Below are 12,387 nucleotides of genomic sequence, written 5' to 3'. Positions count from 1 at the left end.
CTATTTATGAACCAGAAATATAAAAAAATCATGATAGCCGATGATGATCCGGGTATTATTGATGCTGTTGAAATGATACTTGAATTTGAAGGATATGAAGTAACGTCAACAATTGACGGAACTACGCTGCTTGACTTGAAGAAGGATCTTCCTGATCTTCTTTTACTTGACATTTGGATGAGTGGTGAGGATGGCAGGGATATCTGTAAAAAATTAAAACAAGGAACTATAACCAAAAACATCCCGGTGATCATGATATCAGCCAGCCGTGATATCAGGGATTCGGCAATGGCAGCCGGGGCGGATGATTTTTTGGCCAAGCCATTTGAAATGGACGAACTCCTGAGAAAAATAGCTCATTTTACCAGTTAGTTTATTCTAAATAAAAAACATTAACTTATGTGCTATGTTTATCATTTATAAAAACAACAGTCATGGGAGTTTTACAGCATATACAGCATCAGATATCGGCACTTAACGATCTGATCAAGATAAATAACGACCGTATAGCCGGTTATCAAAAAGCCATTGAAAGTATTGATGAAACAGGATTAAACCTGCTTTTCAATGAATATACTGATCAAAGTAAAAACTATGTTTCGGAATTAAGGGAGTATATTCATGTATTGGGCGGTCACCCTGCCGATGGTACTACCCTATCTGGTAAGTTTTACCACGCCTGGATGGATGTTAAAGCTACTTTTATAAATAAAGACAAGCATATCATTTTAGCTGATTGTGAGCGCGGCGAGGATATAGCAAAGAAAGCATATCGCAAAGCTTTAGATGATAAAGAACTGATTTGGGAAGATGAGCGGGTTGTATCCATACTTAATACGCACCTGGATGGTTTAAGAATAGCTCACGATACCATTAAAGCCCTGCGTGATGCGGAAGTTAATGTATAACATATCATATATTTAATTTACAATTATGAATACACCGGATCAGGATTTTTTAAATGAGTATAAGCCGTTACATGTACCTCATGAATACGACCAAAGCGCCTGTACACAAGATAATGTTATATACGCTTTAGCACAATTAAAAGAAGGTACAGCAGACGAGGTCGCTGCGAAACTAAGTTCGTTTGATCCTGATACTGATATGCTCATCCATCAAAAAAATGCAGAGGATGTGCTTAACTACTTATTTAATAAAGGCCTGATAAAAGCCATTAATAAAAAGGGTGAATTAAGTTATAACCTGAGCAAGATAGAGATACCAAACTCAGGCAAAGCCGACGAACTTTTTTAATGAGGATGATTATTGGTTAACGGGCTTTGCCGATATAACACTATCCACAACAAATACGCTTACCCCTCTCCACGGTAAAGTATGCAAATATTCTTTATAATGCAGTTCAAGATATGAGCCTGCACTACTGCTAAGCTGCTTTGCCACTTTTTCATCAGTAACTGAAAACATGAACTCGTTTGATGCTATACTACCACCCTGTGCCGGCGTACGAATACCAGTTTGTATTAAACGGCCCTCATAGGTTTTAAACATATAGCCTTTTTTTACAAAATAATTCATGGTACCAGCCTTTGCCCCTTCGCCAAATACAAAATAATAACGTTGATAAACAAAGCCTGTGATCAACAGTAGTATAACCAGTATAATAATTGTCTTGGTTCGGGTTTTCATAAGAGATATATTTTTATCTAAACTACAAAAACTTAATAAGTAAACAATAGATAAGTAAAACTTGTAAAACGGAGTGCTTACATCAATCTATTTAGCAACCGGGGTCAACTTTACTTTTTTATAGGATGATATCATGAAGTTCACCAAGTCAATAATATTTAATGAGGGTTCATTAGTGGTGATGCTCAGCTTCTTTTTAGTATTTTCAAAATCAATAGCAAAGTAGTAGTTAGGCGCATCTGTTACCTGATTACCCTGCTCCCAGCTGTTCATTTTTTTGAGTTCGCTGTGTTTTAATAAGTAGTTTAGGCTATCCAGTTGAACCGGTGATAATTTACCGGTATAATCACCCTTATACGGATCGGCATGTTCTCCCGCCTTTAAGTGATAATCGCCATTGGGCCAAATTTCAATACCCAGCTGTGGGCAATCGCCAAAACAGGTTGATGATAAAAAATAGAGTTTGGAAAATTTAATGTTTTTATCGTAGCTGTTCTTAAAATTGGTGAATTCATAAGTACTGGGTCCGGCCAGCTTTATAGCGTTTGGTTCAATGGCTTTTAAATACAACCGGTTTTGATCTATGTACCTTATCTGAAATTTAAAGTCCTCTCTGCGTTCCTTTTTGAAGTTATCAGTACTGCTATGGTAAATATCGGTCATAATCAGGGTATCATTTACTACGGTATAATTAGCTTTAATACCGGCATAGCCAACAAAATTATAATACACCTTTTTATCAGAAAAATATAGGTGCCCCAATGATTTTGTAATCCACCGCTCCGCGTCAATTTTTACTTTCTGAGCAAATGATGTACTGATCATCAGCATAAATAACAATAAAAAAAGACCGTGCTTTACCATTTGCAATATGATTTTTAAGGCAGATGAAACCCTGATAACGCTTTACAAACTCACAAATTCATATAATATTTTGTTAACGACTCAAAATCATCAAACTTCAATTCATAATCATCTGTTTTACCAAAGCCATAGGTTACAAATATAAAAGGTATACCGGCCATGCGTGTCTGCTCAGCGTCACCATTGGTATCACCAATATAAACCGGCTCTTTAAGCTGGTGTTTATCAATCAGCAGTTGCATATTGTGATGTTTGGGCATGTTATTTTGGCCATAAGCCATGGAATCAGTTATGTCATCCTCAATACCGGCCCAGCTTATAAACAGCGGAATAATACCTATGGCGCAGTTACTTAGTATAAACAGTTTATATTTAGTTGCCAGTTGTTTAATACCTTCGGTAACTCCGCCGTACATTACGCCACCGCTTGTTGGTAATATTTGCCTGCGTGTTTCATTAACATCCATATAAATACCCTGTGCCTTATCATCATCAAAATCAGGCATTAAAACTTTGGTGAGTTTTTTACCCTCCATACCCATTAACTGCATGAGGTCATTACGGCCAATGATCCTTTTTATATCCAATTTTTCAAATACAAGGTTCCAGGAGTTGGCATAGGTGTCAACGGCGTCCCAAAGGGTTCCGTCCATGTCAAAAATCAGGCTATCGGGTTTCTGCATAAAAACAATTCAACTTTTTTGCTAAAGATGTAAAATTTACCTTATTCGTAAAACATAAGTTCATCTTTTCTTCATTATTAATTTTCACCTTAGCAGTGTGATAAGGTTAATGTGGGCCAGCTTAGCAGGAGGTTGGTTCCATAGGGCCTCCACCGTAAAAGGTGGGGGCTTTTTTTATTTTATAGCTGTGCGATCAAATAGCTTTACGATAATAAAAACTGGTCTTGGCATCTTGCCTTACAAAGCCAACAGCTTCATATAGACTTTGGGCAGTATAATTATCAGAGGCAGTTTCTAATTGTACAAATGTAGCACCGTGGCTTTTTGCAAAATCTGCTGCGGCTTTTAGCAACGCTTCGCCTATCCCCTGTTTACGATGATCGGTATCAACAAACAGATCGTTTATCAACCAGTTTTTTGTTGCCCTTACCGATGATAGTAACGGATACAGTTGAGTAAACCCCACAGGTTTATCACCCACAAGCGCCACAAATATTACTGATTCATTATTTTCGAGCCTGTTTTTGATATAGGTTTCGGCCAAAGCAATGTCTGATGTTTGCTTGTAAAACACCCGGTATTGGTCAAATAATTTGGTTACCAGCAGGTAATCGGCCGTGTTAATCTGTTTTATTTCCATGAATTATTGCTAAATAAGGGTTATATGATCAGATGGTTACACTATCGCCAACTTTATATACTTCATGAAATTTTATACCCACCCTGTCAAAATGTTTTACGTAAGCCGCATAGCGTTTCTCCATAAAAAATTGCTTGGCATAACCATCATGAACGGGCAGTATTTGCCGGGGCTGTAATTTATCGGCAAATGCAGCTATCATTACTTCGCTGGCAAATGGAGCCATGGTTACCATGATCAATAGTTCGATGTTTTTAAATTCTAATAATTTGTCCTCCATGGAATCAACCGGATGCAGCACTTTATCATTGATCAAAAAACCGGTCATTTGCGGCAAGGGATTATCCATAATAAGTGCATGTTTTACCGGGAATGCCTGCAGTTTAAAGGGGCCCAAATTTACGGTCGCATCCTCCAAAATAGTATATTTAATACCAGCCTTATCTAATTGTTGCCCTACCTGACTATTGGTTATTACCTGTGCCCCGCTTGCATCAATAATGCTTTTTAAAATATCTATAACAAAATGGTCGGGATGGATATGGGTGATCACAATAACATTTACATCGGTAAACATTTGTGGTGTTACCAACCCCTCTATAAAAGAATAATCTCCCGGATCAAACAATATTTTATAGCTATCAAGCTCAAACACAAGGCAGGAGTGCAGGTACTTTGATATTTTCATATTCGATTAGCAATTTATTGAATTAACCTGTAAAATGCAGGGTTGTTTTTTGTCTGAACCGGGATTTATATGATTAAAGGATTACCACGATTAATTATAATTGAAATTAATAAAACATGTCATTTCAAGGGTCAATTATAACAACTCATTCGCCAAATTGGCCAACTCGCTCCGCTCGCCTTTTTGCAGGGTTATGTGCGCATATAGCGGGTGCCCTTTAGCCTTATCTATCAGGTATGACAATCCATTACTTTCGGCATCAAGGTATGGCGTATCAATCTGGTAAATATCACCGGTAAAAACAAATTTACTGTTTTCGCCGGCGCGTGATATAATGGTTTTTACCTCGTGCGGTGTAAGATTTTGGGCCTCGTCAACAATGAAGAATATTTTGGCAAGGGTGCGACCGCGGATAAAAGCCAGCGGCGCAATGGATATTTTATCATTGGCTACCAGTTCATCAATTTTAGCCTGCATTTTTTCGTCATCGGCAAACTGATCCTTTATAAATTTAAGGTTATCCCATATAGGCGCCATATACGGATCAATTTTTGATTTGATATCGCCAGGCAAAAAACCAATATCCTTATTGCTTAATGGTACTATAGGGCGGGTAACAAAAATTTGGCGGTAATATTTGCGTTGCTCCAGCGCACTGGCCAGTGCCAGCAGTGTTTTACCAGTACCTGCGTTCCCTTGTATGGTTACCAGTTTAATATCAGGATGTAATAAAGCGTGAATAGCAAAAGCTTGCTCTGTATTTTTGGGTGAAATGTTAAACACCGGCTGTTCAGTAACCTTTTCAAGCTGGCGGGTTTGTGCATTATAAAATCCCGGAACATCGTTCTTTTTACCTTTTAGAGTATAAAAATGATTGTTTGTGTACGATTGGATATGTAAACTTTCGGCCGGCAGATTTTCCTGCTTGTTGAACAATGTTATCAGCTTTTCGCTTATCTTATTTACATCAGTTACACCGGTATACAGCTGATCAAGGTTTTTAATCTTACCTGTTTCGTAATCCTCAGCGTGCAGGTTCAGGGCTTTGGCTTTCAAACGCAGGCAAATATCTTTGGATACCAATACTACTTTCTTATCGGGGTACTCTTCCTGCAGCCCCAAAGCCGCATTTAATATCCGATGATCTGTTTTATCTGACCCAAAAACCTGCTCGGCATCAATAGCTGTGGTTTTAACGTCCATAGCTACCTTAAAGCTGCCTTTGCCCTTGCCGTTAAGCGGTATCCATTCGTTTACTAAATTATTGCGGGAAAGATCATCCATGAGGCGGATAAAGCTGCGGGCCTCAAAGTTACGGGTATCATTACCGTTCTTTTTATTGTCAAGCTCTTCCAGTACCTGTATAGGTATGGCTACATCGTGTTCTTCAAAATTTTGGAATGCATTATGATCGTAGAGGATCACTGAGGTATCTAAAACAAATATTTTGTTGCTCCCGTACTGGTTACGCTGGCCATCCTTATTCATATCCTACTAAATTAGCTATTTTAAGGATTGAACAAAATGAAAACGATGTTACAAACCAAAAAACCTTATAAAAGCGAAAACGGGAGTCTCTTCTTTCGAATCGAACTCCCGTTTCCTAACTATTGTTCCACCGTAGTTTTCCAATAGTATCAAGTTTTGTGTATCCATGACCGACAAGATCCCGTCTGTCGTTCTTGCGAACTGTCGACTGTTTCTACGTCATTGGTTCTGTTGCGGTTCTCCGTAAAGTTCCAGCATCTTCCCAATACCTCCTTTAATCACAATCCTTTTTCAAAGACTTTCGTAATTTCATTTTTCATGTGACTCAGGGACTTCTTTTGCTCTTTAGTTCCCCCGAAGGTTCCCCCGATTCAATTTCTGTAATCCTGAAAGGTTGTCAAAGTACGTCGTTCTTGATGATTTCAATATCGGGACATATTGGCGATTTGACAAGTATTTTTTTTATTTTTTATTAACAAGTTATTAACATTCTGTTTTCACTTATACACATTGATTAATTGCTGATTTATAGACAATTATTTCTTCTTAGTTAATAAATTACTTTAGTTATAAACAATAAGCTTATTCACAAAAAGTTGTAAAATCGGAAAATTTAAAAGGTTCAAAAATGCGTGAAATTGAATTTTCATTAAATTTTTTCAAATTAAATACCCCTGGTAATGCCTTGTAATATAAGACCCAGCATCCCTTTTCGACTGGGGTTGCAGGGTAAAACAGTTTAAAACATAAGCCGGTATTCCCGATTGATTTTAGAAAGGGAATTATCATGGAAAAAATATATACGGCTGTGGTTATAGAAGTCGCTTACCGCTTATTGACAACAACACTCCATTCGCTGCCACTGCTTATTTTGTATACATCAGCAAAACTTCCCTGGTTAAGCGCGAAGGATAGCTGCATTAAACTGTTTAGATAAGCCAGTGGTTTGCCCAAAGGCACTTCACCAAAGGTTTCGGTGTATGGGGTGTCGCCTTCGTAAACTTTTTTATCGTTTTTAAATATAATGAAGTGGAGATAATCGCCAAATTTGAGGTTAAGCTTTTTTAGCAGATTGTTACTTATGTTTGTCCATAAATTACCATACTGCACATCGAGCACATCAATAGTACCCTTGAGCTTGCCCGCTTCAAATACAGCTTTTTGATAAGGGATCTTTACCACTTGCTTGGGCAACACCGGGCCTACTTGTTCAAATGTAATAACACCTGCAGCTAAACGTGCAGCAGTATACGAATATACATCGCGGCCATGAAAAGTATATGATCCCTCAGAGCCTTGCCTTCGGTTAACAGCTTCATCAATTTCTCTTATCTCCGCTATCCCTAAAGCTTCGGCTACCAAAGTTAATGTGCCATTGTCGGGCGTTACAATAAATTGCCCGGTATTGGTTTTCAACACTACCGATTTTCGTGCAGTGCCTACTCCGGGGTCAACAACCGAAACAAACACTGTGCCTGCGGGCCAATAAGCAACGGTTTGGTATAAACGATAGGAAGCTTCCCATATATTATAGGCCGGTATTTCATGGGTCAGGTCGAACAATTTCAAATCAGGCGAAACACCCATGGCCACGCCCTTCATAGCCGAAACAGCGCCATCTTTTAATCCAAAATCTGATTGAAAAACCACGATCTTGTTTTGAGCATGGGTGTAAAGTGCGGTTACTAATAGTAATAATATGATAAGTAATTTTTTATTCATGGGTACATTATGATTATGTCATTGCTGTAAGCCTCACCCAACCCTCTCCTTTGGAGAGGGCTTTAAAATACTTTTTAAAATCTCCCCCCCCCTTTGGGGGAGATTTAGAAGGGGCTTCTTGCTTCGTTCCTCGCAATGACATGGTTTTTAGTTCTCTTTCTACTTCACTGCCTTTACCATTAGCACCTTATCATCCAATCCTGCAGGTACGGCTATCTCATTGCTTGTAACCATTAAGGTTTGTATCACTTTGCCTGTAACAACATCCGTCCACGTGACTTTAAATTTTCCTTTTGGCAAATTAAGCAATAATGTATATGGTTTCATAGCAATATGCTCCATGTAGATAATCCATTGCTTACCATTATCACTCAGCGCTTCTGTAGTCGCGCCAGGCGAGGCTTTCACTATATGTTGATCGGGATGTAGCTTTACAAGGTCCAGCGCGTCAAAATAACGTTTCAGTGCACCAAACTGCTTCCGTAACTCCGGACTACCGCCACCAGGTGCTTTATAGGAAGTGTCCTGCCCGGTTTCCATACCAGCCGAAAAGGAATAATCCAACATATTAAATAAAGCCCCACCTGCCATCAAAAATCGCCAGGCCTGCCTTCGGTATGTCGTGTTTAAATTACCCGCGAAACCGGTTTCATTAAAGCCTATCACCTTATTCAGGTAATAATTTTCGTCGACAGCCTTTGGCAGCGCATAGTGAAAATTAAAAATGGAAATATCAGGATCAGGGTTGGTAATTGGATATTGAAAATTGGATATGTTTTGTGAAATAAGATGCTGCTTCGGTAATTTATTTTCTTCGTCTTTGATCCATCCCGCTACCTTACGTTGCCAGTCGTTTGAACGTTGCGATACAATCTCCAGGAAATTCCTAAAATCCTTTACATCGCCATATTCGTTGCGTAAAATCACCGTATCCTTCTGAATGGCATAGGGCTCATTCTGTACCTCAAAATAAATATTATCAAAGCCATTAAGCTCCCTTACAATTTTGCGCACATACTTTTCCTGATAAGTCAAAATATTGCCGTTTAATAAAGTATTGGCCAAAGCAGCGCTAATATCATCGGTTTTATTGATGTTGTTTTTAGTGTTGAGCGGGCTATATTCCCAACCGTGCTGGTAGTATGACGAAAACAGGTTCACTTCCACAATTACCCCATTATGGTTGGCCTCGGTCATAAACTGTTTTAAGCGGATGAAAAAATTTTCGTCCCATTTATCAAGGTCGAATTTATTGCCGCCAAGTTCAAATCCGTTTTGATCACTACGTTTCCAGGGCAATAGTAAATTTTGCTCAGATGGTGCAAGGGTATTGTTTTTAATGCCAAAATCGCCCGGCTTTTCTACATAAGCACCGGTGAATAAGCGGGTGGTGTTCAAGCCATCTTTGGCCATAGTTTGCAGATAGGTTTTATAATTAAACCCCAAATTGAGCACCGCTCCATAATGCTCACCCGAACCTACCAGCAAAGTAGGCTTACCCTTATATAAAAAGTAGTGTGGGTTTTGCGGATGAAGTTTTATTGGTTGATTGGTTTGTGCTAATAGCGCAGCAGATAATAACAGCAGGGTTGCTGAAAAAAGGATGTTTCTTTTCATGAAAAAGGTATATAAAGATTGTTAAATATACAATAATTATACACCCCAAATGCCAGTTAGGAGTATGCTTATTTCAAGCAGATTTTATTATGAAAGCTTCCGGTCAATATCAATAGTAGTTTATAAACATACAGGCACAAAAAAAAGACCGCCCCAAATGGAGCGGCCTCTCTCTTAAAAACCAAACTAACTACTCTATGAAAACAGTCTTTAATTATTTTACAGCTATTTCTCTTGACTGAAATTTAGCTTCTTCTTTTTTGGCTACAGTAAGCTTCAATATACCATCGGTATAATCAGCTTCAATTTTTGAATGATCGGCACTTTCTGGCAAAGTAAAGGATCTGGTAAAAGAGTTGTAGCTGTATTCGCGTTTGCTGAATTTTTTGCCTTCTTCTACGTTCTCACTTTTCCTTTCGGCCGATACAGTTAATACGTTCTTATCTAAGTTGATCTTAAAATCTTCTTTCTTTAACCCAGGTGAAGCCAGTTCAATATGAAACTCGTTTTCGTTTTCTGCAATGTTCACTGCAGGTACGCGGGCTACTAATTTATCGCCAATAAATGAATCGTTCAATATTGAATCGAATACATCGTTAAAGAATGGGCCTACCGCGTTATTTTTTAATCCGTTGTTGAATTTTACTAATGTCATTTTAATATCTCCTTAAAAGTTTTTGTTTTTGTTAACTTCGTAACCTATTAATCAACTGTTATACCAAGAGATAAAACCGATAACACACCAGACAATTTGTCGCAACAAACGGTTTTATACAGACAAATTGACACCAATGGCTGAAAAACTTACTGATTACAAGTACAAAACGGGCATCCCCATCCGTTTTTCTGATATAGATGCCTTCGGGCACGTTAACAATGCGGTGTACTTAACCTATTTTGAAATAGCAAGAACCAACTATTGGAAAGAAATAATTAACTGGGACTGGAACCATGCGGGTATTATACTGGGCCGGTCAGAGATCAATTATCTGAAACCCATCACCATTAATGATCAAATTGCCTGTTATGTGCGCACTATACGCATAGGCAACAGCAGTTTTGATGTCATGCATGTATTGGTAAAAGTAACCCCACAGGGCGAAGAAATTGTAACTACAGGTAAAACTGTTTGCATTAGCTACGATTATGCAGCCAACAAATCAGTGTCCATCCCTGCCAACGAGCGCCGCAGTATGATTGAGTATGATGAACCGAGATTGATCTTGAATACAAATTAATTTTAGATGTGCACATTTGCACATCTGTTAAAATATCTTCCCGGGGTTCAATACACCCTTAGGATCAAATACTTTTTTGATTCCCCGCCAAAGGGCAAAATGCACATCTGAATATTTTATCGGCATAAAATCCTTTTGTACCAGGCCTATCCCATGCTCGCCAGAAAGAGTACCGCCAAGTGATACGGTTAATTCAAATATTTCCTGAATGCCAAACTTTAATTTGTTGTTCCAGTCAGCATCGCTCATGTTGGCTTTAATGATATTTACATGCAGGTTCCCATCACCCGCGTGGCCGTAACATACTGATTCAAAACCATATTTACCACCTATCTCTTTGATCCCTTTTATTAATTGGGGCAATGCTGCGCGGGGCACAACAGTATCCTCTTCCTTATAAACCGAGTTTGATTTTACTGATACCGCCATGGTGCGGCGCAAACGCCAGAGTTCTTCTTTTTGTGCCGATGAATCAGCAAATAATACGTCGTGGCAATCATAAGCTTCTAAAACCGCATTGATCTTTTCGCAATCGGTAAATATAACATCCTGGTTATTGCCGTCTACCTCTATCAGTAAAAAGGCCTCTATGCCATCCTGCAGATCAAAGGCAATATCATCATGTTCTTTTACCCATTCCACTCCCCTCCGTTCCATAAATTCCAGTGCCGAAGGCACAATGCCTGCCCTGAATATGGCCGATACCGCCGCGCAAGCCGCTTCATTGGTTGGGAACGAGGCAAGCAGCAATGCATCAAGTGTAGGTAAAGGTATTAGCTTAACCACTATTTTAGTAATGATACCCAATGTACCTTCTGAGCCTATCATGAGCTGGGTTAAATTATAGCCAGAGGCATATTTAAGCGTATTGGCACCCGTCCATATAATTTCGCCAGATGGTAAAACCACTTGTAAGTTCAGGATATACTCGCGTATTGTACCATACTTCACTACCCTCGGTCCGCCCGAACCATGTGACACATTGCCTCCTATAAAACAACTGCCTTTACTGGCCGGATCAACCGGATAAAGTAAACCTTTGGCCGCTGCCTGGTTCATAAACTCCTCGGTAATTACTCCTGGTTCAACCGTAGCCTGCAAGTTCTGCTCATCTATTTCAAGCACTTTATCAAAGCGCTCCATGGCTATGAGTAAACCTCCTTTAACAGGCAAAGCGCCGCCGCTTAAACCAGTACCAGCCCCACGTGGTGTAACCGGGATAAGGTGCTTATTGCACAACTTCATCAATGCAGCTACCTCCTCCGGGTTTTTAGGCTTTGCAACTACTTCGGGGTAGTAAACCAGATCCTCGGTTTCGTCGTGGCTGTATTTTTCAAGCTCAGCATGGTGTACCACAATCGCATCGGCACCAACAATGGCCGTAATGGCATCTAATACAGGAGTTGTTATTATATTGTAGTTCATTTTGCTAATGGATAATTAATAATAACGCTGGAATACGCTACTTTACCTGCTAAAGGTGGATTTATTTTTTTAATGGTCACCTGTATGGTTTTTACAAACGGATATTTGTCCCTGATCTCGTCGGTAATGGACTGTCCCACGGTTTCAATCAGTTTACGGGGATGTTTCATCTCTTCGCAGGCTATTATATATATCTTTTCGTAATCAACCGTATTATCCAGGTTGTCATCATTCAAATCGGTCTGCGGTATAAAACCAACCTCAATATCCACTACAAAACGGCATCCTAATTTTTGTTCTTCGGGATAAAATCCGTGGTATGCAAAAAACTCAGCACCCTGCAAAGCAATATTAATCATGCTCCAAAAGTAA

The 12,387-nt window shown here is 39.1% G+C and carries 15 protein-coding genes; 4 read left to right on the top strand and 11 right to left on the bottom strand.

The features are described from left to right. Positions 1 to 6: 6 nt before the first annotated feature. From M2273_RS02165 to M2273_RS02155, 3 genes are all read left to right on the top strand, one after another. Positions 7 to 372, top strand: a complete 366-nt coding sequence (locus tag M2273_RS02165; RefSeq protein WP_429392415.1) for a response regulator transcription factor — start codon at positions 7 to 9, stop codon at positions 370 to 372. A gap of 62 nt (positions 373 to 434) precedes the next feature. After that, the gene (locus M2273_RS02160; protein ID WP_429392412.1) at positions 435 to 908 is read left to right on the top strand and encodes a ferritin-like domain-containing protein; all 474 of its coding nucleotides are present in this window, start codon (positions 435 to 437) and stop codon (positions 906 to 908) included. A gap of 25 nt (positions 909 to 933) precedes the next feature. Further along, positions 934 to 1,257 (top strand): hypothetical protein, encoded by a 324-nt coding sequence (locus M2273_RS02155; protein ID WP_429392410.1) that lies wholly within the window; start codon positions 934 to 936, stop codon positions 1,255 to 1,257. Between the two features lie 9 nt (positions 1,258 to 1,266). Here M2273_RS02155 and M2273_RS02150 read toward each other — a convergent pair whose 3' ends face one another. From M2273_RS02150 to M2273_RS02110, 9 genes are all read right to left on the bottom strand, one after another. Then, complete coding sequence (locus M2273_RS02150; RefSeq protein ID WP_429392407.1) at positions 1,267 to 1,650, bottom strand: hypothetical protein; 384 nt, start codon at positions 1,648 to 1,650, stop codon at positions 1,267 to 1,269. An 87-nt stretch (positions 1,651 to 1,737) separates the two neighbouring features. Further along, the gene (locus M2273_RS02145) at positions 1,738 to 2,514 is read right to left on the bottom strand and encodes a DUF6438 domain-containing protein (protein ID WP_429392405.1); all 777 of its coding nucleotides are present in this window, start codon (positions 2,512 to 2,514) and stop codon (positions 1,738 to 1,740) included. A 50-nt stretch (positions 2,515 to 2,564) separates the two neighbouring features. Continuing rightward, positions 2,565 to 3,197: an HAD family hydrolase gene (locus tag M2273_RS02140; protein ID WP_429392403.1), complete on the bottom strand. Its 633-nt coding sequence runs from the start codon at positions 3,195 to 3,197 to the stop codon at positions 2,565 to 2,567. Between the two features lie 193 nt (positions 3,198 to 3,390). Beyond that, a complete protein-coding gene (locus tag M2273_RS02135) occupies positions 3,391 to 3,837 on the bottom strand; it encodes a GNAT family N-acetyltransferase (protein ID WP_429392401.1) in 447 nt (148 codons plus the stop codon). A gap of 28 nt (positions 3,838 to 3,865) precedes the next feature. Next, the gene (locus M2273_RS02130) at positions 3,866 to 4,525 is read right to left on the bottom strand and encodes an MBL fold metallo-hydrolase (protein WP_429392398.1); all 660 of its coding nucleotides are present in this window, start codon (positions 4,523 to 4,525) and stop codon (positions 3,866 to 3,868) included. Between the two features lie 135 nt (positions 4,526 to 4,660). Beyond that, positions 4,661 to 6,013, bottom strand: a complete 1,353-nt coding sequence (locus M2273_RS02125) for a PhoH family protein (protein WP_429392395.1) — start codon at positions 6,011 to 6,013, stop codon at positions 4,661 to 4,663. A gap of 825 nt (positions 6,014 to 6,838) precedes the next feature. Beyond that, complete coding sequence (locus M2273_RS02120; protein ID WP_429392392.1) at positions 6,839 to 7,735, bottom strand: SAM hydrolase/SAM-dependent halogenase family protein; 897 nt, start codon at positions 7,733 to 7,735, stop codon at positions 6,839 to 6,841. Between the two features lie 159 nt (positions 7,736 to 7,894). Continuing rightward, positions 7,895 to 9,352 (bottom strand): hypothetical protein, encoded by a 1,458-nt coding sequence (locus M2273_RS02115; RefSeq protein WP_429392390.1) that lies wholly within the window; start codon positions 9,350 to 9,352, stop codon positions 7,895 to 7,897. 214 nt (positions 9,353 to 9,566) lie between these two features. Then, positions 9,567 to 10,007 (bottom strand): Hsp20/alpha crystallin family protein, encoded by a 441-nt coding sequence (locus M2273_RS02110; protein ID WP_429392387.1) that lies wholly within the window; start codon positions 10,005 to 10,007, stop codon positions 9,567 to 9,569. A gap of 136 nt (positions 10,008 to 10,143) precedes the next feature. Here M2273_RS02110 and M2273_RS02105 point away from each other — a divergent pair, with 136 nt between their 5' ends. Then, entirely contained in the window at positions 10,144 to 10,590 is a 447-nt protein-coding gene (locus tag M2273_RS02105; RefSeq protein ID WP_429392385.1) for an acyl-CoA thioesterase, read from the top strand. 27 nt (positions 10,591 to 10,617) lie between these two features. On the opposite strand, the gene M2273_RS02100 is transcribed toward M2273_RS02105, so the two are convergent. Together M2273_RS02100 and folB are read right to left on the bottom strand one after the other, a co-directional pair. Further along, positions 10,618 to 12,015, bottom strand: coding sequence for an FAD-binding oxidoreductase (locus M2273_RS02100; RefSeq protein WP_429392382.1), 1,398 nt, complete (start codon positions 12,013 to 12,015; stop codon positions 10,618 to 10,620). Further along, positions 12,012 to 12,374 carry a dihydroneopterin aldolase gene (gene folB / locus M2273_RS02095; RefSeq protein WP_429392379.1) on the bottom strand — a complete coding sequence of 121 codons (363 nt, stop codon included), beginning with the start codon at positions 12,372 to 12,374 and terminating at the stop codon, positions 12,012 to 12,014. The genes M2273_RS02100 and folB overlap by 4 nt, the downstream gene beginning before the upstream one ends. Positions 12,375 to 12,387: the final 13 nt, after the last annotated feature.

Source organism: Mucilaginibacter lappiensis (assembly GCF_050433765.1).
GTDB classification, from domain to species: domain Bacteria; phylum Bacteroidota; class Bacteroidia; order Sphingobacteriales; family Sphingobacteriaceae; genus Mucilaginibacter; species Mucilaginibacter lappiensis_A.
Note: the sequence above shows the minus strand (reverse complement) of the source record. Positions and strands in the feature narration are given on the sequence as shown.